Source organism: Rhizobium sp. UBA1881 (assembly GCF_002338015.1).
Classification (GTDB): domain Bacteria; phylum Pseudomonadota; class Alphaproteobacteria; order Rhizobiales; family Rhizobiaceae; genus Rhizobium.
The window spans coordinates 122,807-144,791 of record NZ_DDHH01000057.1 but is presented as its reverse complement, the minus strand read 5'-3'; the positions used below and the strand labels follow the sequence as shown (position 1 = coordinate 144,791).

The window sequence follows — 21,985 nt, the reverse complement described above, 5'->3', positions numbered from 1 at the left end:
TTCATCCTCGCATGGAGCGCAGAACCTGCCACACTCGCGGACCAAGCGCTCTGTTTGCCAAGTAGCGAAGCCAAGCGCGCGAGCGCCAAACGTCCGGATAAAGTTCCTTTGCCAAATCCGATAAACGGTTTGCCGTTGCGATATCACCTTCATTGAAGGCCTCGCCCGCCTGATAAATCGAGTTGCGGCCTAAGGCCTGAAAGAGAAGCGTCTTGAACAGACGCGGATTTTTCAGCTCCGGAGCACTGTATTCCAGAAAGTGATCGATCGCAGCGCGTCTTTGTTGAACATCAGGCAGTCTGGCAGCCGAGTACGAACGTGACATGTTGCTGGAATGCATTCGGTAGACTGCTTGCGTAGCATTAATAAAACCAACTGGGCCGGTAGCCGCTAAACGCAGCCACATCGCCATATCTCCAGCGTGAGGCAGAGCCTGGCAATATCCGCCGACGTGCTTTTGTGCACTTGTCCTGACAACCGCAGTGGGGGTCGGAACGATGTTCTGGCCGCTCATTGCTTTGACGAAATCCAGGCACGAAAAGATTTCGCTCTGCCTCTTACGCTTCCCAGCGAAGGGCTCTCTTAGTTCTTGCATCCCATTGTCGAAAACCAAACTGGCATTGCCGAACACGAAACTCATATCTTCGTTTGCTTCAAAAAGCTGAGCGACGCGAGACAGAGCTCCCGGCGCGAGGTAATCGTCGGCCGAGAGCAGCAGAAAGAGATCACCTGAGGCCCAATCAATGCCCTCGTTATACGTTGCAATATGTCCCTTATTTTCCGTGTGGTAGCGGTACTCGACCCGTGGATCGCTCTCGGCCAGTTGTCGTCCCACCTCTGCGGTATTATCAGGCGAGCAATCGTCTAGAATAAGCACGCGGGCCTGAATGCCTTCCTGTGAGAGTACGCTTTGGACACACTCCCGCAGGAAGTGTCCGTATCGATAACATGGAATTGCAACGTCAACAGTTAGTGTCACGGTTCCCCCCCGAAAAATAGACGCTACGCGTTACCCTTGAGCGCGCGCTGCAAGGCCTTATCGATCGCGGCTCCCGCCAGATCCCAGGATGTCGAGTTGACACTGTCAGCCGCGCGTTTGGCCTCCGATTGAAAATTCGGCATCGCCACGATCGCTTCCAGCGCCTCTGCGAGAGAATGCGGGGAAAGCGACGCGTAGCGCACATGCGCGTTGTCCAACACCATGCGATTGTGATCGGCGTCGTTGACTACGGGAATGCAGCCGCATGCAAGCATCTCGTGCGGAACGAGCGATACGTTCGTGAGTGATAATGTCAAACCCGCGAAGCACCGGTTATAGATGTCGCCCAGCTTGTCGGGGGACACCAGTCCATGGTTGGTGTATCGGAAGGGAAGCATACCGAGATCCTCACCGAAAAGGTGAAGTTCGATCTCGGGGTGACGCTTGGCAAATACTTCAAGCGCGAGGAGACCAAGCTCGACAGCGCGACGCGGCGTGCCGGCGCGCGCGTAGAACGCGACACCATTTCTCTTTGATGACGGATTGAATCGATAGCGGCTTGTGTCACAGCCGAAGGGAAACCAGTCTGATTCCATTCCGAACTCCGCCGCCAACTTCTCGGTTAGCCATCGGCCCGCGGTGAGGCCATGAAATCCCATTCTATAAGTGCTTTCCGCCAATGCGCTGTTAGTGCCGATAGGGTAAAAGGACGGCTCATAATCCTGAACGAAGTAAAAGCGTTTGCCAGCCGTCCGAATGTTGAACATGGCATAAGCCGATGGCCAATGGGTTGCCACGACCGCGTGGGCATCCCTCATATCGGGGCCAAACTTGCCAATCTTGCAAGTAACACCATAGCTCGAACGAGCAATACTTTCGTAATACTTATGATCCCCGCCATATGGATCGTAGAAATAGACGCTATTGTCGTAGCCGATCCGTTGCAGATAATTAACCATGCGAAATATTGTCGTGTGACCTCCCGATCCAGGACCAGCGGGGCCAACGATCCAATTGATCGCGATCGGCGCACCGTCTTCAACCGCCGGAACAGCAAAGATCGCCGGTCGCGTGAAGTCGGCATTCAAAACGTCTTGCGGAAAAACATGCCAGATGAAACCTTTTGGCTTTATCCAGTCGGATAGCTTTGATCGAGCGCGCGTAGCTAGGGTACCCCAACCTTCACGCAGCATGATGTGGCTGAGTTGCCTTCCTCGGCGATCGAATTGAGCACCAATCCCCTTCAGTGTAGCTGCAGCCCGCCTAGGCAAGCTATTGGACTTACCGTTTGCCGCAACCGGAACCTTCGTCAGCAAAAGCCCGATCCTTTCGTTCGTACGCACAGCATGTCGCCGCTCTCCTGGTTGCGTCACGCAGACGGCTACCATACCGTTTCCACCGAGGCACCCTATTAGCCGCAAATATAAACACCGAAATTACTTTCGCAACTCAGTATGACGAAGCAATAATTTCAAAATAAATACGCCTTTCGATTAGGCATATACCGCATTTTGATTCCTTTACTCTGCCGACGAAAAGCTTTCTCTTGAGTGGCGAAAGTCGTCCGTCGGCGCTCTCTTTTGTGCGTTAAGCCGACGTAGTTCAGAGTAGAGTGAGGACATCAGGGCATGATTGCTTCGAGCGTAACGCTGGGTGACAATGTCGTCATTCATCACCCAGACCTAGTCAATCTCTATGGCTGCTCAATCGGCTCGGGCACACGTGTCGGAACCTTCGTCGAGATCCAGAAGAACGCCGCCATCGGTGTAAACTGCAAGATCTCCAGCCACTCCTTCGTTTGCGAGGGCGTGACGATCGAGGATGGGGTGTTTATCGGCCATGGCGTGATGTTCACGAATGATCTTCAGCCTCGCGCCGTCAATCTCGATGGCTCACTTCAGTCGGACGCCGACTGGGCTGTCGTCCCCACGGTTGTGAAACGCTATGCCTCGATCGGCAGCAACGCGACCATCGTCGCAGGCATCACAATCGGCGAGGGCGCGCAGATTGGCGCCGGCGCGGTCGTGACAAAGGATGTTCCTGACTACGCAATTGCAGCAGGCGTGCCTGCGCGGATCATTGGCCGCGCCAAGGACGCTCCAGTCGAAATTCTGTCATCTGGGAGGGCACGATGATTGGTATTGCCGTCGTCGGTTATGGCTATTGGGGACCCAATCTGGTCCGAAATTTCGCGGAGACACCCGGCGCGCAGCTGCTGTGGGTCTGCGATTTGAAAAAGGACCGGCTAGGTGCCGTGCAGATGCGCTATCCGACGGTCCAGATCACCGATAATTTCGACGAGGTCCTGCGCGACCCCCGCGTCGATGCGATTGCGATCGCCACACCTGTTTTCGCCCATTACAAGCTCGCCATGCAGGCAATGATGGCCGGCAAGCACGTGTTCGTCGAAAAGCCGATGGCCTCGACCTCGGAAGAGGCGCGGCGCATGGTGGAAGAAGCCACCCGCCGAGGCCTGATCCTCGCAGTAGACCACACCTTCATCCACACCGGCGCCGTCCGCAAAATGCGGGAAATCATCGAAACGGGCCTCGGCGACGTCTATTATTACGATTCAGTGCGCGTCAATCTGGGCCTCTTCCAGCACGATGTCAGCGTCGTTTGGGATCTGGCAGTGCATGACCTTTCGATCATGGACTATGTCCTGCCGGAGAAGCCGGTCGCGGTTTCGGCCACCGGCATGGGGCATGTGGCCGGCGAGCCAGAGAATATCGCCTATCTGACTCTGTTTTTCGAGAGCAAGCTGATCGCGCATATCCACGTGAACTGGCTGGCGCCGGTGAAGGTTCGCCGCACACTGATTGGTGGCAGCAACAAGATGATCGTCTATGACGATCTCGAGCCCAGTGAAAAGATCAAGGTGTACGACAAAGGCATTACACTGAACGGCAATGCAGAGCCGAACGGAGACAAGGTCTACGAGATGCGTGTCGGCTACCGCACTGGTGACATGTATGCGCCGCAGCTCGACATGACGGAAGCGCTCGGCCGCGAGCTTAAGCAGTTCGTCGATTGCGTCACCAACAAGACGCAACCGCTCGCCGATGGCCACGCCGGCCTGCGCGTGGTGCGCATTCTCGAAGCCGCGACGCAATCGCTTGCCCAGCGCGGCCGTGTGATTGAACTCGAACAGGCAAGGCTGATAGCATGATCCCGTTGCTCGACCTGAAGGCTCAATACGCGTCGATCAAGGACGATGTCGATGCCGCGGTTCTCCGCGTTCTTGCTTCCGGCCACTATGTGCTCGGCGAGGAAGTCGCGCGCTTCGAAGAGGAATTCGCGCGCTATTGCGGCACGAAACACGCCATTGCCGTCAACACCGGCACCAGCGCGTTGCACCTGTCGCTGCTCGCAGCCGGCGTCGGGCCTGATGATGAGGTCATCACGGTATCGCTGACCTTCGTCGCGACCACCGCCGCCATCTGCTACACGGGCGCCCGGCCGGTTTTCGTCGATGTGGAGCCGGTGACGCTCACCATGGACCCGGCGAAGCTGGAAGCTGCGATTACCCGCAAGACCAAGGCGATCGTGCCGGTTCATCTCTATGGCCAGATGGCCGATATGGATGCCATTCAGGCGATCGCCGACAAATATGGCCTGCCCATTATCGAGGACGCCTGCCAGGCACATGGCGCCGAATATAAGGGCAAGCGCGCCGGCAGCATCGGGATCTCCGGCAGCTTCAGCTTCTACCCGGGCAAAAACCTCGGCGCCTGCGGCGAAGGCGGCATCATCGTCACCAATGACGACGAGCAGGCCAAGGCGATGCGCATGCTGCGCGATTGGGGCCAGGAGAAGCGCTATCACCACGTGATGAAGGGCTACAACTACCGGATGGACGAAATCCAGGGCGCCATCCTCAGGATCAAGCTGCGATATCTCGAAGACTGGACGGAAGCCCGCCGCACGCGCGCCGCGCGCTATTCGGCGCTGCTTGCCGGATCGAGAAGCGTTCAGGCGCCGGTTGCCGCAAGCGACCGCCGCCATGTCTACCACGTCTATGCGGTGCGCACCCCTGATCGCGATCATCTGCAACAGGCGTTGCGCGACGAAGGTATCCATACTGGCTTGCACTATCCCGTGCCGGTCCACCTGCAGGAAGCGCATGCCGATCTCGGCTACCAGGTCGGTGACTTCCCGGTTTCGGAAGCGGCGGCGCGCGAAGTGCTTTCGCTACCGATCTATCCGGAGCTGACGATGCGCCAGGTCGAAGAGGTCGTGGCCGCGGTGGAGCAGGACGCCTATGTCAGCTGACCCAGCCCCCCTCGTCCGGCTTGTCCAATCGGTACACGGCCTGAAGGAAAACGCGTCCGATCCGCTCTATCAGAGCGAGCTCGCCAAGGAACTGCGCCAGACATACGGGCTGGCGGGACTGGTGGAACTCTACGCGCGCTTCGCCAATGGCGATGGCTTCGTCGACGCCTTCATGCGCAAGGTCATCTGGAACAGCTTCACGCGCTCCTGCGGCTCGGGCCTGCAGGTCGGTAGCGGCGTCGGTTTCAAGCATCCGGAAACCTTCGAAATCGGAAACGGCGTTTTCATCGGCGCCCAGGCCTACATCCAGGGACGTTTCGACGGCACCTGCAAGATCGGCGACAATACGTGGATCGGCCCGCAGGCGTATTTCGACGCGCGCAACCTCGTTCTTGAGGAATGCGTCGGCTGGGGGCCAGGCGCCAAGGTTCTTGGCTCCAGCCATACCGCCCTTCCGGTTGACGTGCCAATCATCCGCACCGATCTCGAAATCAAGCCGGTACGCATCGGCGCCTGGGCCGATATCGGCACCAATGCCACCATCTTGCCCGGCGTTACCGTCGGCAAGGGCGCGATTGTTGGCGCCGGCGCTGTTGTCGTGGCGGATGTGGAACCGTTCTCGGTCGTCGCCGGCGTGCCGGCCAAATTCATCCGGTGGCGCGAAGACTCCGATCCCTCAACTGTAAAAAGCGTGGAGTAGTCATGAAGAACCAGCGAATTCTGATCACCGGCGGCGCAGGCCTCATCGGCTCGCATATCGCGGACCTCGTTGCGCTGGAAGAACCCCGCGAGATCGTCATCATCGACAACTTCGGGCGTGGCCGCCGGGAAAATCTGGCCGATGCGATCAAGGCAGCGCCCGTCACGATCATCGACGGGGATATCCGCGACCGCAAGCTCCTAAAGGAAACATTCGCCGGTATCGACACTGTGTTTCACCAGGCGGCCATCCGCATCACCCAATGCGCCGAAGAGCCGCGTCTGGCCTTCGACGTTCTCGCCGGCGGCACGTTCGATGTACTCGAGGCGGCTGTGGAAGCGAAAGTTTCCAAGGTTGTCGCGGCATCGTCCGCCTCCGTGCTCGGCCTTGCCGAGAGTTTCCCGACCACCGAGGACCACCACCCCTATAACAACCGCACGATCTATGGCGCCGCCAAAGCCTTCAACGAGGGTCTCCTCAGAAGCTTTGCCGAGATGTATGGCCTGCGCTACGTCGCGCTTCGCTATTTCAATGTCTACGGGCCGCGCATGGATGTGCATGGCGTCTATACAGAGGTTCTGATCCGCTGGATGGAGCGCATCGCCAACGGCCAGCCACCCATCATTCACGGCGACGGCCTGTCCACCATGGATTTCGTGCATGTACACGATATCGCCCGCGTGAACCTGCTTGCGGCGAAGTCTGACGTCACCGACGAAGTGTTCAACGTGGCAAGCGGCGAAGAGACCAGCCTGCGCGACCTCGCGCAACTGCTGATGAAGGTCATGGGCGCGTCGATGGATGTGCAATACGGGCCAGCGCGCAAGGTCAATGCCGTTCCTCGTCGTCTTGCCTCTACGGTCAAGGCCGAGACCATGCTCGGCTTCAAGTCCGAAATCAGCATGGAGCAAGGGCTGAGCGATCTCGTCGCCTGGTGGCGGCATGAGAAGATGCAGAGCACCGGAGAAGCGGCATGAGCCAAATTCCTGTTGCAAAACCTGTTCTCGACGAGCAGGAAGTCGAGGCGGTCCGTCGTGTCATCCTCTCTGGCTGGGTCACGCAAGGCCCGGAAGTCGCCGCCTTCGAACGTGAATTCGCCGATTTCGTCGGCGCCTCGCACGCCTGCGCGGTCTCAAACTGCACGACGGCACTGCATCTGGCTCTGCTGGCGGTCGGCGTCGAAGCCGGCGACGAAGTCATTACCGTCAGCCACTCCTTCATAGCGACCGCCAATGCGATCCGCTATTGCAACGCAACGCCTGTCTTCATCGATATCGAGGCTGATGGATTCAACATCGACCCCGAGCTTATCAAAGCAGCGATCACGCCGCGCACCAAAGCGATTATCTGTGTGCACCAGCTCGGCATGCCGTGCGATCTGAGCCGCATCGTCGAAGTTGCCGAGCGGCACGCCATTCCGGTTATTGAGGATGCCGCCTGCGCAACGGGCAGCGAAATCCTGTGGAAGGGTCGCTGGGAGAAGATCGGGAAGCCGCATGGCGATATCGCCTGCTTTTCGTTCCATCCTCGCAAGGTGGTAACCACGGGCGATGGCGGCATGCTGACAACGGCGAACCCGGAATATGACCGGAAGTTTCGCCTCTGGCGCCAGCACAGCATGAGCGTTACCGATAGCGTGCGCCACGGCTCGAAGCAGGTGATCTACGAAAGCTACCCGGAAGTCGGCTTCAACTACCGGATGACGGACATGCAGGCAGCTGTTGGGCGCGAGCAGTTGAAACGACTGCCGGAGATCGTCGCCAAGAGACGCGCGCTCGCCGCCGCCTACTCGCAGGCCCTCGGCAAGCTAGACGGTATGAGCGCTCCGGTCGAGCCGGACTGGGCACGAAGCAACTGGCAGAGCTATTGCATGACGCTGCCTGATCAGTTGGATCAGCTGGAGCTCATGCAGGGGCTGCTCGATCAGGGTATCTCGACGCGACGCGGCATTATGAACAGCCATCTCGAACCGGCCTACGCGGCGGAGAACTCGCACAGGGTTTCGGGTGATCTGACAAACAGCGTCAGCGCCCAGAACCGGACCGTAATCCTGCCACTGTTCGTGCAGATGACCGACGGAGAACTCGACGCTGTCGTTGATGCCATTGCAGCCAGCCGCCTGCGGTGCGAGCCTGTGATCGCAAAGGTAGGCTGACAAGCACTACAAAACCATCACTTCCAATTGGACAATGGCAAAGCAAGGCAAGCGACGGCATGCCATGCTTCACCCCGCGCAGAAACTTGCGCCTGAAATCTGTACCCAAGGTAGCAGATTACTGGAGAAGCGACGGCAATTTGCGAGGGGCGAGCATTCCTTTCCTTAAAGAGAAATCGACAAATCTCGCCCAAGGATTGTCCAAATCTCCACATTCGCTCGATCTTCGGGAAGCTGTATTGACTACTGCTATTTGAGTAGCTTCGAACCTATTCGGCTGAGTTTATCGCGGATGAAGTTGGTGTAGGATGGTTAACGGCAATCATAAATAGACAGGTGTAACCCAAAAGACGGAGCGCATGATGTCATCGATGGACCCGGAAGAAACACCCTCTAACCGTGCACGCCGACATTTTCTCGGTGTAGCGGCAGCTACGAGCGCAAGAGTTGCCGGAATCGCTGTTGCGACCATGGCAATAGCCTCTTCGCCCGCAAAGGCAATGGGACGTAATTGGGGCGGCGGCCGCGGAGGCGGACATGGTGGCGGTGGCGGTGGGGGCCACGACGGTGGCGGTGGCGGTGGCCATTCCGGCGGAGGAAACTCCGGGGGCGGCGACGGCGGTGCGAAGTGCCTCCTGCGCGGCACCCTGATTGCGACACCATCAGGCGAAGTCGCGATCGAGGATCTGCACCTTGGCGATCTCGTCGAAACGATCTCTGGCGAAGCCAAGCCAATCCGCTGGATCGGCCGCCAGACATTCCGCAAGAGCGTGTCCTCCTGGCATCCGACGGTCATGCCGGTGCGCATCTCGAAGGGCGCGCTGGATGACGGCATGCCGAGCCAGGATCTCTACATCTCCGCTGGCCACGCCCTTTACGTCGATGGCGCTCTGGTCCGCGCAAAGGATCTGGTCAACGGCAGCTCGATCATATCGACCGTACCTCATGACAGTCAAACGATCGAATACTACAACGTGCTGCTCGACAGCCATGACGTGGTAATCGCCGCTGGCACGCCGGTCGAGACTTTCCAGCTGCGTGGCAGCGACTACGAGAGTTTCGACAACTTCGTCGAACTCGAGAAGCTCTATCCGGCTGGGCGCCGCCCGAGTATGATGCCTTATGCCCCGGTGGTCGGCGAAGAAAGCGGAAGACAGCATCTGAAGGCGCTTCTATTGCTCAGCGTTTCGCCCATCGTTCCGATGCGTGATCCGTTCAAGGACGTTTCGCGACGCATATCAAGCCGCATCGGCGCACTGGTCGACTGATAACCGCCGCCCGGCAATTAAGGCTATCCATTGCGGATTGGTGCGTTGCTGCGCCAGTCCGTTTTTTTTGATCACACATGATCCTTGGCTTCGCGTCCGCGTAGTCACGGCCAACGCGTCGCGCCGACGTTTCGCGTGCCCTCGCATGTCTCGTATAGTCCACTAAGCGCATCTTGCGGCATCAGGCTGAGCCTTCAGAGCTATGGCAACCTCCTATGCTTCGGTATAGTGCAGTGCGGCATCGAGAGATGTTATGCTGGCTAGACGGTATGTGGAGACGTTTGAACATGGCGAAGAAGCGGCCTGAGGGAATTGAGAAGTACGACGCACCGGCCGGCGGATGGGGCGCGCTGCGTGCTGTCGCCAAGACACTTGCCCATCAACAGGTCGTTGCCCAGGGGGCCGCAACACTGCTGAAAGCCAACAAGCCCGAAGGCTTCGATTGTCCGGGTTGCGCGTGGCCGGATCCCAAGCACACTTCGTCCTTTGAGTTCTGTGAAAATGGCGCCAAAGCCATCACTTGGGAATCGACTGCAAAGCGTGTCGATCCGAGCTTCTTTGCAGAGCATACAGTCTCGGAATTGTGGGGATGGAACGACCACAGTCTCGAGGACGAGGGCCGCCTAACGCACCCGATGATCTACAATGCCGAGACCGATCGCTATGAGGTGATCGAATGGGACGATGCCTTCGCGCGCATCGGCGCGGAACTCAATCGCTTGGAGGATCCGCATCAGGCCGAGTTCTATACATCGGGGCGCGCGTCTAACGAGGCTGCCTTTCTTTACCAGCTAATGGTGCGCGCCTATGGCACCAACAATTTTCCCGACTGCTCGAATATGTGCCATGAGGCAACCAGTGTCGGCCTGCCGAAATCAATCGGCGTCGGCAAGGGCACGGTTCTCCTCGAGGATTTCGACCACACGGATGCGATCTTCAGCTTCGGTCACAATCCGGGTACAAACCATCCGCGCATGATGGCGACGCTCCACGAGGCATCACGGCGCGGCGTACCGATCATGGTCTTCAATCCGCTGAAAGAGCGCGCGCTCGAGAAATTCGCCTCGCCGCAGGATCCGGTCGAAATGGCGACGCTGTCGTCGACACGGATTGCGTCGGCCTATCATCAGGTGCGCACCGGCGGCGATCTCGCGGCACTTAAGGGCTTGATGAAGTGCGTATTCGAGATCGATGATGCAGATCTATCCGCCGGCGGTATAGGCGTGCTCGACCGCGCCTTCGTCGCCGAACACACGATCGGTCTCGAGGCGCTACGCGAGGATATAGACAACACCAGCTGGGACAGCATCATCACTGTATCCGGTCTCACGCGAGAGGCTCTGAAGAGTGCCGCCGAGGTCTATGTGAAGGCCAAGAGCGTGATCGTTTGCTATGGCATGGGCATCACTCAGCACAGCAACGGCACCGGTAATGTGCAACAGCTCGCCAATCTACTGATGTTGCGCGGCAATATCGGGCGCCGCGGCGCCGGCATCTGCCCTCTGCGCGGCCATTCCAACGTTCAGGGCGACCGCACCGTCGGCATTACCGAGATTCCCAACAAGGCGCTGATCGACGGAATGGAGAAGGCCTTCGGCTTCCGCCCGACCGACATGAAGGGACACAATGCGATTGAATCCGTCGAAGCAATCATGGAGGGTAGGTCCAAGGCGTTGATCTGCCTCGGCGGCAATCTGGCCGTCGCCATGTCCGACACCGACTTCACATTCGAGGCGATGCGCAAGCTTGACCTTGCGGCGCACATCACGACCAAGCTCAACCGCTCGCATTTGCTGATTGCCAAGACCTCCATCATTCTACCCTGCCTCGGCCGCACCGATCTCGACACGCAAGCGTCGGGCCCGCAATCGGTGACCGTCGAGGACTCCATGTCGATGGTGCATGCGTCGCGCGGCTTCCTGAACCCGCCGAGCGAGATGCTGAAATCCGAGCCCGCAATCGTCGCCGGCATCGCCAAGGCGACGCTCGGAGATCGCCATGGCATCGATTGGGATGGCATGGTCGCAGATTACGACAGGATACGCGACAAGATCGAAATCGTCTTTCCCGATTTCTTCGACTTCAACAAGCGTGTGCGCGTCCGCGGCGGCTTCCGGCTGGACGTACCGGCGTCTGAGCGTCGCTGGAAGACGGAAAGCGGCAAGGCTACTTTCCTCATCGGCCGCGGCCTGCATGAGGACCCGTTGGTGAAAAATCCGGACGCGCTTGTCCTGACCACGCTTCGCAGCCACGACCAGTACAACACGACGATCTATGGTATGGATGATCGCTATCGCGGCGTTTTTGGTCGCCGTGACGTCATCTTCATGAATAAGGACGACCTCGCGAAACGCGGATTGTCGGATGGCGACATTATCAATGTCGTCGCCCTACCGTCGACGGATGGAAAGTCGCGCAGCGCGCGCGGGCTGACCGCGATCGAGTACGATATTCCACGAGGATCGATCGCCGGCTATTATCCTGAGATGAACGCGCTGATCGCGCTCTCCGCCTATGACCGCATTTCTGGCACACCCGCCTACAAGGGCGTTCCGGTGACGGTCACTGGCGTGACCACTCAGTAGGCACGATTTGTGTTTCGGGCCTCGTCAAAACGAGGCCCGAAACATATTGATCAGGCTGCGCGCTTCAGCGCATCGCCGATGATCGAGACAATGGTCTCGATCTGATCCTTTTCGACGATCAGCGGCGGCGAAAGCGCGATGGTGTCGCCGGTGACGCGGATCAGCAGACCCTTCTTGAAGCAATCGACGAAGACGTCATAGGCGCGGGCGCCGACAGCACCTTCACGCGACGAGAGCTCGATGGCGCCGACTAGGCCTAGGTTGCGGATGTCGACGACATTCGGCAGGCCCTTCAGTGAGTGAAGTGCTTCCTGCCAAGTCTCCGCCAGACCGGCGCCGCGCGTCAGCAGGCCCTCTTCCTCGTAAATCTCGAGTGTGGCGATGCCGGCGGCGCTTGCAACCGGGTGGCCGGAGTAGGTGTAGCCGTGGAAGAGTTCGATGGCATTTTCCGGACCGGTCATCATCGCGTCATAGACCTTGCGGCTTGCAAACACAGCACCCATCGGGATCGCGCCATTCGTCAGGCCCTTAGCCGTCGTCACTAGATCCGGCACCACGCCAAAGTAATCGGTCGCGAACGGCGTACCAAGGCGTCCAAAGCCGGTGATGACTTCGTCGAAGATCAGCAGGATGCCGTACTTATCGGCGATCGCGCGCAAGCGTTCGAGATAGCCCTTCGGTGGAAGGATAACGCCAGCGGAACCGGACATCGGCTCGACGATGACGGCCGCGATGGTCTCGGCGCCATGCAGGGCAACCAGACGCTCGAGATCTTCGGCGAGCTCGATGCCATGGGCCGGCAGGCCCTTGCTGAAGGCGTTGTGCTCGACGTCAAGAGTATGGCGCATGTGATCGGCCGGGATCTGCGGGAAGACGCGACGGTTGTTGACGAGGCCGCCGACGGAAATACCGCCGAAGCCAACACCATGATAGCCCTTTTCGCGCCCGATGATACGGCTGCGGGTGCCCTGTCCGATGGCGCGCTGATAAGCGATGGCAATCTTCAGCGCGGTGTCGACGGATTCAGAACCAGACCCGGTGAAGAACACCCGATCAAGCTGCGCGCTCGCGCCACCGGGGGCAATCTTGGCCAGCCGCTCGGCGAAATCGAAAGCAATCTGATGGCCCATCTGGAAGGTGGGGGCGAAATCCATGGTCATCAGCTGACGCTCGACCGCCTCGGCAATCCTCTTGCGGGCGTGGCCCGCGTTCACGCACCACAGACCGGCGGTCCCATCCAGTACCTTGTTGCCGTCGACATCGGTGTAATACATGCCCTCGGCGGAGGCGAGCAGGCGGGGGGCTGCCTTAAACTGGCGGTTGGCCGTGAACGGCATCCAGAAGTTATCGAGCGACGGGCTGTTTGCTTTGCTGATCTGGTCCATAAGGTCTCTCCGGAATGGTGATGATGAAGTGATCGGCCAATTCAGATTCTCGAACAAGCCCTTTTCTGGATGCTTCCAACTCATTGAAAATCATGGAATTCGAAATCGAATGTTGTTATATTTCGAACACTCGAAACCTTGGAAACACCATGTCCGTCGATATCGGCCAACGCCTGCGCCATTTGCGCATGCTTCACAATCTTTCGCAACGCGAATTGGCGAAGCGGGCGGGGGTCACCAACTCCACCATTTCGCTCATCGAATCCAATTCCTCCAACCCATCGGTGGGCGCCCTGAAGCGCATTCTGGATGGAATCCCGATCGGATTGGCCGAGTTCTTTGCCTTCGAACCGCAGAAGTCGCGCAAGGCCTTTTACGCCGCCGAAGAGCTGGTCGAGATCGGCAAGGGCCCGATTTCCTACCGGCAGATCGGCGAGAGCCTGTTCGGCCGCCAGCTACAGATCCTGAAAGAATGCTACCAACCGGGCGCCGACACTGGAAAGGTCATGCTCGTCCATGAAGGCGAAGAAGGCGGCATTGTGCTTTCAGGCCGCATGGAAATAACGGTCGAGGACGAGCGCCGGATCCTTGGCCCCGGTGATGCCTACTACTTCGAGAGCAGGCGCCCGCATCGCTTCCGATGCGTCGGACCGGTCCCCTGCGAGGTTATCAGCGCCTGCACGCCACCGACGTTCTAACCACGCCAATCGCGAGCGTGGTGGCTATCAAGACCCCAAACCTAAGTATAGTGTGGCCGATCTTCATGTCTGGCTATGTTGCTTACGGTCGCGGATGCGGGCACAACGTGCAGCGAAGTGCCCACCCGCATTCAAAGCGGAGTGATGAGGGAGGCACTGCGAAATGACTCAACTCTGGAGAAACGCCGTGAGTGACATGCGACGAGCGACCATGGTGCAGCCAGTATTTCCCATGGTACTGATCGTCGACGACGACATCTCCGTGCGCGAAGCACTCGTCGATCTCTTTCATTCGGTCCGGATCGATGTTTCCGCTTTCGACAGCCCAGCCGCCCTGCTTGCGGGGGCGGACCTCAAGCGGCCAGGGTGCATCCTGCTCGATGTTCGCTTGCCAGGGCTGAGCGGCCTCGATTTCCAGGGGCAACTGGAGCGCTTGGGAAGCAGGCTGCCGATTGTCTTCATGACGGGTTTCGGCGATATTCCAATGAGCGTCAGGGCGATGAAGGCCGGTGCCGTGGATTTTCTGGTAAAGCCGTTTCGCGACCAGGACCTGCTCGATGCTGTCTCCACGGCGATCGAGCGCGACGCGGTGCAACGTAGCGAGAGCGCGGAGGGTGACGCAGTCGTCACTTTGGCCGACACGCTGACGCCGCGCGAGCGTGAGGTGATGATGGCTGTCAGCAAGGGGCTGATGAACAAGCAGATCGCCTATGATCTCGGCATCAGCGAGATAACCGTCAAGCTTCACCGCGGCAACGTCATGCGCAAGATGGATGTCCGTTCGGTCGCCGACCTCGTACGCAAGGTCGAGCTTCTGGCCACTCGCCAGCCGTAAGGACCTATCGGGGCAACCCCCTCCCGATTGACTTGACGGCAGGAGCAGGACTAGCTGCGCGCGATCAAGCTGCGACTTGATTGCTGACACGGCGGCGCATGTGCGTCGTCAAGCAGCGGATCGATATCAAGAGGAATAGCCATGTCGGCCACACCCCGCCCCTCCCCCATTCCCGAAACAGAGCGCCGCGAGCGGCTTTCGACGCTGCGCAGCCGCATGGGTGCCGCCGGCGTGGACGCCGTGCTCCTCGGCTCGACGGAGAGCCTGCGCTATTTCACCGGCCTTGTCTGGCACCAGAGCGAACGACTGGTCGGCGCGCTGATCACGCAGGCTGACCTCTTCTACATCGTGCCGGGTTTCGAGCGCAGCCGCGTCGACAGTCTGCCAAAGCTCGACGGCGCAATCGTGACCTGGGAGGAAGACGAGAACAGCGCCGAAACCGTAGCCGGCTTGCTTTCGGCGGAAGGCCGCGTGGCGCTCGATGACGCCTTGCCGCTGTTCGTCTATCACGCACTTGCCAAGGAGCTCGGCGCGGAGCGCCTTGTCGATGGCGCGCGACTGATCCGCGATATTCGCCTACGCAAGTCCGCGGCCGAAATCGGCATCATCCAATACGCGATGAACCTGACGCTTGAAGTCCACCGCCGCGCGTACACGTATATCAAACCCGGCGTCCTGGCATCGGATGTCGTGCGCTATATCGACGAACAGCACCGTGCCCTCGGCGCCGATAGTGGATCGACCTTTTGCATTGTCTCCTTCGGCGAAGCGACCTCGCTGCCGCATGGCGCCGACGGCGAGCAGACCTATGCAGCCGGCGATGTCATTCTGGTCGACACCGGATGCCGTATCGACGGCTATCATTCCGATCTGACGCGCACCTATGTTCTGGACGAGCCGGATGCGGACTTTGCCCGCGCCTGGGCGATCGAGCGCGAGGCGCAGCAGGCCGTTTTCGACGCGGCCAAGCTCGGAGCTGCCTGCTCCAGCCTGGATGACTCGGCCCGCGCGGTCATCGTTCGCCATGGGCTTGGGCCTGATTACGCGCTGCCTGGCTTGCCTCACAGAGCCGGCCATGGTCTCGGCCTGGAAATCCACGAAGAGCCCTATGTCGTTCGCGGCAATAAGACGGCACTTGAACCCGGCATGTGCTTCTCGAACGAACCGATGATCGTTTTCCCCGGCCGCTACGGGATCCGTCTTGAAGATCATATCCACATGACCGAGACCGGCGCCGCATGGTTCACGCAGCCGGGCAAGAGCCCGACGGAGCCGTTTGCGTGAGATGCACGACATCGCCTGACTGAGCTGTCGGGCCCTACCCGACATGAAAATCAAAGTCCGCTGCCCGCGCAGCGGCCTTTCGTCAGTGTTACAGCGCCAGGCTCGAAGCCCCCTGTTACAAGCGGCATTTGCTGATAAGTCTTGCTCTCAGGGAATGGAGGAGGATGTGATGAGCCGCAATATTGTTCTGGTGGACCCTTTGCCACGAACGCTCGATCTGATCATGAAGCCGGATGTTCGCCGCCGGCTGGAAAATCTCGGCGAGCTGGTGATCTGCGAAGATCGGCAGATGCCGGCTGAGCAGGTCGACGCATTGCTTCCCGAGACGGTGCTGATCTTCGGGCAGACCGACATGCCGCGCGAGCGGTTGGACCGGGCGCCGAAGCTAAAGGCCATCATCAACGTCGAATCCAACTTCATGGCGAATATTGACTACCAGGCCTGTGTGGAACGCGGCATCTGGGTGATCACCCCGGCATCGGCCTTCGCATCGCCCGTGGCTGAGGCGGCACTCGGCATGGCGCTCAATCTTGCCCGCGGCATCACCCGGGCCGACCGCGATTTCCGGGCGGGAACCGAAGAATATGGGCTGGCCGGCAACGACGGCGTCTTTCGTTTCGCCGGCGCGCCGGTCGGGATCATCGGCTTCGGCGATCTCGGCAGGCAGCTGCGCGATCTCGTTCGTCCGTTCAAGAACACGGTGCGCGTGTTCGACCCATGGCTGCCCAAAGAGATCGTCGAGCGGCTGGACTGCGTGCCATCGGGCCTGGACGAGACGTTGAGCGAGAGCCAGGTGGTTTTCGTCTTCGCCAGTGTGACCAGCGAGAACGAGGGCTTCATCGGCCGTCGCGAGTTCCAGTTGATGAGGCCGGGCGCCGCCTTTCTCTTGATGAGCCGCGCAGCGGTGGTCGATTTTCCCGCGATGCTGGAGGCAGTGAAATCCGGCCACATCATCGCCGCGACCGATGTCTTTCCGGAAGAGCCTGTGGCGGCCGACGACCCCGTGCGCGGTTTGCCGGGCTTGCTGCTCTCGGCGCATCGCACCGGTGGCACCCGCGATGCCTTCTACGAACTCGGCACGATGGCCGTCGCCGATGCCGAACTCATCATGAAAGGTCTGCCGCCCCAGCTTTGCCGGCGTGCGGACCCGGCAACGGCGAGCCGCTTGCGCTCGAAACCTGTGTCGGTGTCCTGAGATGGCCTTGGGATAGAGCAGAAAATAAAAAAGCCTGTCGCGGGAGGAGGTGCGACAGGCTTTTTAAAACAAATGAACAGCAGCTGGGAGGAGGAGTGCTACTGTTCGCGCAAGTCCCTCTGGGAGGAGGAGTGAGGCACTTGCAAACTCGAAGCTCTGCGGGAGGAGGATGCATCGCTTCGATGGATATGTATATACACACCCGCGCGCCTAAACGGTAGGCAAGTTTGTGCAAGGCAGCCATGCGCCATGCGCTTGGCGCGGAGCTCTCGATATGGCCGTCGGAGCACGAAGCCCCTGTACTGATCGACCGATCCAGCTATAGAACCAGCAGTCACGCGGAAATGCTGGTGAAAGGCGACACGGAATGCTGCGCTGGGGAATTCTCGGAACGAGCTTCATCTCGAACACAATGGCAGAGGCCATCAATGGCAGCGACGGATCGGTGATCGGCGCGGTCTTCGGTCGCGATCGTGAGCGCCTCGCAGCCTTTGCCGACCGCTACGGCATCTCCGTCAGGCATTCCAGCATCGATGCGCTTGTCGACGATCCCTATATCGACGTGATCTACGTTGGCCTGCCTAACAATGTGCACCACGACGCCGTCATCAAGGCGGCTGCTCGCGGCAAGCCGGTGCTGTCGGAGAAATCGCTGGCCACGACGATGGAAGAAGCGCATGCGCTTGCCGCCGCTGTCGAGCAGGCCGACATTTTCTTCCTCGAAGGGCTGATGTATCTCAGCCATCCTGTCATCGCCGAGCTTGGCAACATCATCCGATCCGGCCGTCTCGGCGCCATTCGCTCGATTTCGGGCGCCTATGCCGCCGATATCTGGCGGGTCGTCAATCCCGCGGGCCGCGGAACGCTCTATAATCTCGGCTGCTATCCGGCTTCGCTGATGCACTACGTCATCCAAACGGCTTTCGGCGCCGACGCCTTCGGGGATCGCGTGATCTCGGGACACGGCAACCGGTCGCGCCACGACGGCAACATCTGTGACGCTGCGCTCACCGCCCGCTTCGGCTCGGGCATTTTGGCGACGCTGCAATCGACGGACAGCTATGGCATGGCGTTCGACTTCACCGTGCGCGGCGACCGCGCCTCGATCCGCTTCCTCAGCAATCCCTGGCTGCCCGTTGCCGGCGACAATCTGCTGGAGATCGAGGAATACGGCCTGCCCACGGAACGCATCGTCGTTCCGTCGGACCACGACGCCTTCGGCCACCAGGTCCGCCTCGTCGAAGACTGCCTGCGCAAGGGGCTGAAGCAGGCGCCCCGCCCCTCGCCGCGCCTTTCCGATTCCATCGAAATCATGCAATTGCTGACCGAATGGGAGCGGTGCTGCCGGACTTGAGCCGTCGTCCAGCTTGAGAAAGAGATCGATCCGGTTATACAAAATCATCATGATAACGTCAGCACAGATACGTGGCGCCCGCGCAATGCTCGGCCTCCAGCAAGCTGAATTGGCCGAGGCCGCCGGTATCTCCGTAGCGGATCTCGACCGTATCGAGCGCGGGGCCGAAAGCGCTGGCAGCACATTGCGCGCAATCAAGCACGCGCTAAAAGCCTCGGGCATCATCTTCGAAGCGGACGGAGAATTGATATCAGGCGGGCCGGGCGTGCGGCTGGCGCAATCGGCGGGCAAGTCGTTCGACACGGTCGAGACGGAAGTTGTTCAATATCCGGAATTCATGAAGAACGACGCACCTCCCGGTGCCGGCGGGTGAAGTTGAGGTTGAGGTTTGTGAGATGAGCTACGACTTTCATGTCGGCCAGAAGGTCGTATGCATCGATGACACGTTCAAGCATGTCAGCATCGACCAGGGTATTCGCAAGGGCGAGATCTACACGCTGCGCTGGGTCGGCGAATACACGCACTATATCGACGGCACCTTCTTCGGCGTGAAGCTGGAAGAACTGCATCGCGGCAACGATGATGGCCCGGAGGGCTACGGCGCGGCCGACATGCCATTTCGCGCGACGCGCTTCCGCCCGCTGGTCAAGGACAAGATCTCATCGCTGCGCAAGCTGCTTGCCCCCACGCCGGATGCGCCGGTGGAGCCGAAGGTGAAGGTCAAGAAGAAGGAAGAGGTCTGAGCCAGATACCATCGGGCCTCATCGAACCGATCCATCTATTTGAGGACAATTCTTGAACAGCGTTTCCGACCTCGTCGCCTCCGCAAAGACCGTTCACGCACGCTATCTGGCAGGCCGCATGGAGCGTGAAACGGTCAGGGAGTGGGTCATCCGGCTTGGCGCCTATCCCCAGCCGCACGGCGAACGGGTGCGCGAGGCAGCCGAGTGGTTTCGCGTCGCCCAGACTGATCCCGTCCCGCTTGAAATCAAGCTTGTCGATCTCGATCGGCTGTCCGCAATCGTTTCAGGCTGACCGAAATAGGTAGTCTTCGCGCAAAACGAACCCATAAATGGCGCTTGAACTTCCCAGAAGTTGCGTTACACTCAACTTACATAATTCGTCTCTGACGGCTGACCACGGAGGTACTGGCAGTCGTTGTCGAGACGGGTCGAGGAAGGTCGGTGCGGTTTCGCCCCGGCCTTTTTCTTTACCGGATTGGCTGAAAACGTGCGCAGTGGAGGCCGCAGCAGCGGTGGAAACAGCTACCGCGCCGCTCTGCTCGTCCTTGGCGGGTTCCAGGCGACAGCCTGATTGCGGCCATCGCGCTTGGCCTGATACAGGCCCTGATCGGCCTCGAGAATAAACTCGGCAGCGCTTATCTGTTGCTTCCAGCTAGATTTGGCCGAAATACCGATGCTGGCAGTCACCACGCCGTACTCGCTGCCAGAGTGAGCGATCGCCCGCGCCAGCAGGGTGCTGCGGAACTGCTCCGCCAACGCCAGCGCCTTGGTCCCATCGGTATCGGGCAGCAGAACGACGAATTCCTCGCCGCCGAACCGCGCGAGCACATCCTGCGGGCGGTTCATCGTGCGGCGCAGGCAATCGGCGATCGCCTTCAGGCACGCGTCGCCTTCTGGATGGCCGTAGGTGTCGTTGTAGGCCTTGAAGCGGTCGACGTCGATCATCAGCACCGCCATCGGCCGGCGCTCCAGGCGGCTTCGCTCGACCGCAACCGACATCGCGTGGTCGAAGGCCCGGCGGTTGAGAAGCCCGGTCAGGGCGTCGGTCTCGGCGAGGCTCTTCATCTGCTCGGCGACTGTCCTGAGCGCGAACTCGGCCTGCTTCATCGTCGTGATGTCTGAGACCGCAACAAGCGCCATGCCATTATCGGCGACGCGGGTGCGCAGGCTGAGCCAACGCCCGTCATAGAGTTCGATGTATTCTTCCTTGTCGAAGAACAACGCAGCGGCTGCTTCCGACAACCAGGCATCGGTAATCTCTTGACGGAAATCCCGTCGCTCGTTCGATTCCACGACTTTCTTGAGGATATCCCTGATATTCGTTCCGGGCACGCGGGCCTCGCCCGACAGCGGGAACAACGCCGCATATTGCGTGTTGCTGAAAACAAGCGTGCCTGTTCGGTCGAACATCGCGAAACCATCCGACATCCCGGCCATGGCGAGCGACAGCAGATCCTTGCTCTCGCGCAGTTCCTGCTCGATCTTCCGTTCCTCGGTCACATCGCGCGTCGCGCCCGCAAGCCCGATGACAGCACCGGTCCGGTCGCGTAGCGGCACCTTCGATGTCGAATAGCAGCGATCGCGGCCGCCTTCGCTCAGATATTCGATCTTGTCCAGCTGCGACTGCCCGCTCTCCATCAAGGCTTGCTCTTCGGCATAGAGCATTTCGGCGCGGCGCTGGGTGGCGAGCTGGAAATCGGACGCGCCGACCATGGCCGCCGGCGAGGGAAAGTGGTGGTGCTCGGCAACGTTCTTGTTGACGATGACGAACTTGCCTTCCCGGTTCTTCACGTAGTGAAAGTCGGGCGTCTGCGTCAGCGCTGCCGACAGGATATCGCGGTCATGCGCCATTCTTTCGAACTGGATCAGGACAAAGGCAGCGATCATGATGCTGAGGAAATTGAGAACCGTGATCGGGAACCCGACGAGCTCGACGGCTCGCGCATTGGCCTGCGACGTCAGCACGGACATGACCACCAGCAGCGTGGCCGATACCGCGATCCCAAGCACGGCTGCATCGGCCAGCCTGACCTTGCGCCTTCTCACGATCAGATAGCCGCAGAGCCCGACAAAACCGACGACGCATATGCTGATCACGCCATCGACCGCACCCGCTCCACCCTCAGAAAAGCGAAACACCGACGCAATCACGATCGTCAAGAGCACGGAGAAGGGGCCGCCAAACAGGGCCGACACCGCCACCAGCGTGTAACGGAGATCGACGAAAACGCCTTGATCCAGCGGCACCGCCAGCATCATCGAACAAATTGCGCCAAGACCCATGGCGATACCGAACGCCTGGCTGCGCCGACGTTCGGAAAAGACACGCGTGTGATAATAGGCGTGCGACCACAGCGATATTGCTAGCGCGGTGACGGCGAGGTTTCCGAGCAGTATCTGCCAAGTTGCGTTCATCGATGGTCTGGTCTGGAACTCAGGACAATAGAGAACCCAACTACATCAATTTTCTTTCCGTCCCTTTAATCCGCAGCGGCAGCTTCTCGCCTCGCCAGCAAGCTCATCCGGCCGGCG

The 21,985-nt window shown here is 59.7% G+C and carries 20 protein-coding genes; 16 read left to right on the top strand and 4 right to left on the bottom strand.

The window, feature by feature from the left end; translation table 11 throughout:
* Position 1 precedes the first annotated feature (1 nt).
* On the bottom strand, positions 2 to 979 hold the full coding sequence (locus tag B3605_RS06080; RefSeq protein ID WP_112943388.1) for a glycosyltransferase family 2 protein: 978 nt from the start codon (positions 977 to 979) through the stop codon (positions 2 to 4).
* A gap of 23 nt (positions 980 to 1,002) precedes the next feature.
* On the bottom strand, positions 1,003 to 2,295 hold the full coding sequence (locus B3605_RS06075; protein WP_296433298.1) for a glycosyltransferase family 1 protein: 1,293 nt from the start codon (positions 2,293 to 2,295) through the stop codon (positions 1,003 to 1,005).
* 312 nt (positions 2,296 to 2,607) lie between these two features.
* On the opposite strand from B3605_RS06075, the gene B3605_RS06070 reads away from it, so the two are divergent.
* From B3605_RS06070 to B3605_RS06035, 8 genes are all read left to right on the top strand, one after another.
* Positions 2,608 to 3,114 (top strand): acyltransferase, encoded by a 507-nt coding sequence (locus tag B3605_RS06070; protein WP_112943389.1) that lies wholly within the window; start codon positions 2,608 to 2,610, stop codon positions 3,112 to 3,114.
* A complete protein-coding gene (locus tag B3605_RS06065) occupies positions 3,111 to 4,148 on the top strand; it encodes a Gfo/Idh/MocA family protein (RefSeq protein ID WP_296433297.1) in 1,038 nt (345 codons plus the stop codon). Before B3605_RS06070 ends, B3605_RS06065 begins: the two co-directional genes overlap by 4 nt.
* Positions 4,145 to 5,251, top strand: coding sequence for a DegT/DnrJ/EryC1/StrS family aminotransferase (locus B3605_RS06060; protein WP_113168253.1), 1,107 nt, complete (start codon positions 4,145 to 4,147; stop codon positions 5,249 to 5,251). Before B3605_RS06065 ends, B3605_RS06060 begins: the two co-directional genes overlap by 4 nt.
* Entirely contained in the window at positions 5,241 to 5,951 is a 711-nt protein-coding gene (locus B3605_RS06055; RefSeq protein WP_113009012.1) for an acyltransferase, read from the top strand. The genes B3605_RS06060 and B3605_RS06055 overlap by 11 nt, the downstream gene beginning before the upstream one ends.
* A gap of 2 nt (positions 5,952 to 5,953) precedes the next feature.
* Positions 5,954 to 6,928: an NAD-dependent epimerase/dehydratase family protein gene (locus B3605_RS06050; RefSeq protein ID WP_113009011.1), complete on the top strand. Its 975-nt coding sequence runs from the start codon at positions 5,954 to 5,956 to the stop codon at positions 6,926 to 6,928.
* On the top strand, positions 6,925 to 8,106 hold the full coding sequence (locus B3605_RS06045; RefSeq protein WP_112943394.1) for a DegT/DnrJ/EryC1/StrS family aminotransferase: 1,182 nt from the start codon (positions 6,925 to 6,927) through the stop codon (positions 8,104 to 8,106). Before B3605_RS06050 ends, B3605_RS06045 begins: the two co-directional genes overlap by 4 nt.
* Before the next feature lie 362 nt (positions 8,107 to 8,468).
* On the top strand, positions 8,469 to 9,374 hold the full coding sequence (locus tag B3605_RS06040) for a Hint domain-containing protein (RefSeq protein ID WP_296433293.1): 906 nt from the start codon (positions 8,469 to 8,471) through the stop codon (positions 9,372 to 9,374).
* 287 nt (positions 9,375 to 9,661) lie between these two features.
* The gene (locus tag B3605_RS06035; protein WP_296433292.1) at positions 9,662 to 11,959 is read left to right on the top strand and encodes an FdhF/YdeP family oxidoreductase; all 2,298 of its coding nucleotides are present in this window, start codon (positions 9,662 to 9,664) and stop codon (positions 11,957 to 11,959) included.
* Between the two features lie 50 nt (positions 11,960 to 12,009).
* Here B3605_RS06035 and B3605_RS06030 read toward each other — a convergent pair whose 3' ends face one another.
* Positions 12,010 to 13,344 carry an aspartate aminotransferase family protein gene (locus B3605_RS06030; RefSeq protein ID WP_113168256.1) on the bottom strand — a complete coding sequence of 445 codons (1,335 nt, stop codon included), beginning with the start codon at positions 13,342 to 13,344 and terminating at the stop codon, positions 12,010 to 12,012.
* Positions 13,345 to 13,493: 149 nt separating this feature from the next.
* On the opposite strand from B3605_RS06030, the gene B3605_RS06025 reads away from it, so the two are divergent.
* From B3605_RS06025 to B3605_RS05990, 8 genes are all read left to right on the top strand, one after another.
* On the top strand, positions 13,494 to 14,042 hold the full coding sequence (locus tag B3605_RS06025) for a cupin domain-containing protein (protein ID WP_112943398.1): 549 nt from the start codon (positions 13,494 to 13,496) through the stop codon (positions 14,040 to 14,042).
* Positions 14,043 to 14,238: 196 nt separating this feature from the next.
* Complete coding sequence (locus B3605_RS06020) at positions 14,239 to 14,877, top strand: response regulator transcription factor (protein WP_296433391.1); 639 nt, start codon at positions 14,239 to 14,241, stop codon at positions 14,875 to 14,877.
* 141 nt (positions 14,878 to 15,018) lie between these two features.
* The gene (locus tag B3605_RS06015; protein ID WP_113009007.1) at positions 15,019 to 16,161 is read left to right on the top strand and encodes a M24 family metallopeptidase; all 1,143 of its coding nucleotides are present in this window, start codon (positions 15,019 to 15,021) and stop codon (positions 16,159 to 16,161) included.
* A 169-nt stretch (positions 16,162 to 16,330) separates the two neighbouring features.
* A complete protein-coding gene (locus tag B3605_RS06010) occupies positions 16,331 to 17,356 on the top strand; it encodes a hydroxyacid dehydrogenase (RefSeq protein WP_113009151.1) in 1,026 nt (341 codons plus the stop codon).
* A 367-nt stretch (positions 17,357 to 17,723) separates the two neighbouring features.
* A complete protein-coding gene (locus B3605_RS06005) occupies positions 17,724 to 18,710 on the top strand; it encodes a Gfo/Idh/MocA family protein (RefSeq protein WP_113168257.1) in 987 nt (328 codons plus the stop codon).
* Between the two features lie 49 nt (positions 18,711 to 18,759).
* Positions 18,760 to 19,083: a helix-turn-helix domain-containing protein gene (locus B3605_RS06000; RefSeq protein ID WP_113168258.1), complete on the top strand. Its 324-nt coding sequence runs from the start codon at positions 18,760 to 18,762 to the stop codon at positions 19,081 to 19,083.
* 22 nt (positions 19,084 to 19,105) lie between these two features.
* Positions 19,106 to 19,453: a CAP-Gly domain protein gene (locus B3605_RS05995; RefSeq protein WP_112436629.1), complete on the top strand. Its 348-nt coding sequence runs from the start codon at positions 19,106 to 19,108 to the stop codon at positions 19,451 to 19,453.
* A gap of 52 nt (positions 19,454 to 19,505) precedes the next feature.
* Positions 19,506 to 19,745: a hypothetical protein gene (locus tag B3605_RS05990; protein ID WP_112943403.1), complete on the top strand. Its 240-nt coding sequence runs from the start codon at positions 19,506 to 19,508 to the stop codon at positions 19,743 to 19,745.
* A 230-nt stretch (positions 19,746 to 19,975) separates the two neighbouring features.
* On the opposite strand, the gene B3605_RS05985 is transcribed toward B3605_RS05990, so the two are convergent.
* Positions 19,976 to 21,868, bottom strand: a complete 1,893-nt coding sequence (locus B3605_RS05985; protein ID WP_113168259.1) for a diguanylate cyclase — start codon at positions 21,866 to 21,868, stop codon at positions 19,976 to 19,978.
* Between the last annotated feature and the right edge of the window lie 117 nt (positions 21,869 to 21,985).

Excerpts from the sequence above, each read along its gene's own strand:
- B3605_RS06065 (WP_296433297.1), top strand. The coding sequence starts at position 3,111 with ATGATTGGTATTGCCGTCGTCGGTTATGGCTATTGGGGACCCAATCTG.
- B3605_RS06010 (WP_113009151.1), top strand. The coding sequence starts at position 16,331 with ATGAGCCGCAATATTGTTCTGGTGGACCCTTTGCCACGAACGCTCGAT.
- B3605_RS06045 (WP_112943394.1), top strand. The coding sequence starts at position 6,925 with ATGAGCCAAATTCCTGTTGCAAAACCTGTTCTCGACGAGCAGGAAGTC.
- B3605_RS06035 (WP_296433292.1), top strand. The coding sequence starts at position 9,662 with ATGGCGAAGAAGCGGCCTGAGGGAATTGAGAAGTACGACGCACCGGCC.
- B3605_RS06030 (WP_113168256.1), bottom strand. The coding sequence starts at position 13,344 with ATGGACCAGATCAGCAAAGCAAACAGCCCGTCGCTCGATAACTTCTGG.
- B3605_RS06070 (WP_112943389.1), top strand. The coding sequence starts at position 2,608 with ATGATTGCTTCGAGCGTAACGCTGGGTGACAATGTCGTCATTCATCAC.
- B3605_RS06025 (WP_112943398.1), top strand. The coding sequence starts at position 13,494 with ATGTCCGTCGATATCGGCCAACGCCTGCGCCATTTGCGCATGCTTCAC.
- B3605_RS06015 (WP_113009007.1), top strand. The coding sequence starts at position 15,019 with ATGTCGGCCACACCCCGCCCCTCCCCCATTCCCGAAACAGAGCGCCGC.
- B3605_RS05995 (WP_112436629.1), top strand. The coding sequence starts at position 19,106 with ATGAGCTACGACTTTCATGTCGGCCAGAAGGTCGTATGCATCGATGAC.
- B3605_RS06060 (WP_113168253.1), top strand. The coding sequence starts at position 4,145 with ATGATCCCGTTGCTCGACCTGAAGGCTCAATACGCGTCGATCAAGGAC.
- B3605_RS06005 (WP_113168257.1), top strand. The coding sequence starts at position 17,724 with ATGCTGCGCTGGGGAATTCTCGGAACGAGCTTCATCTCGAACACAATG.
- B3605_RS05985 (WP_113168259.1), bottom strand. The coding sequence starts at position 21,868 with ATGAACGCAACTTGGCAGATACTGCTCGGAAACCTCGCCGTCACCGCG.
- B3605_RS06040 (WP_296433293.1), top strand. The coding sequence starts at position 8,469 with ATGTCATCGATGGACCCGGAAGAAACACCCTCTAACCGTGCACGCCGA.
- B3605_RS06050 (WP_113009011.1), top strand. The coding sequence starts at position 5,954 with ATGAAGAACCAGCGAATTCTGATCACCGGCGGCGCAGGCCTCATCGGC.
- B3605_RS06000 (WP_113168258.1), top strand. The coding sequence starts at position 18,760 with ATGATAACGTCAGCACAGATACGTGGCGCCCGCGCAATGCTCGGCCTC.
- B3605_RS06020 (WP_296433391.1), top strand. The coding sequence starts at position 14,239 with ATGCGACGAGCGACCATGGTGCAGCCAGTATTTCCCATGGTACTGATC.
- B3605_RS06055 (WP_113009012.1), top strand. The coding sequence starts at position 5,241 with ATGTCAGCTGACCCAGCCCCCCTCGTCCGGCTTGTCCAATCGGTACAC.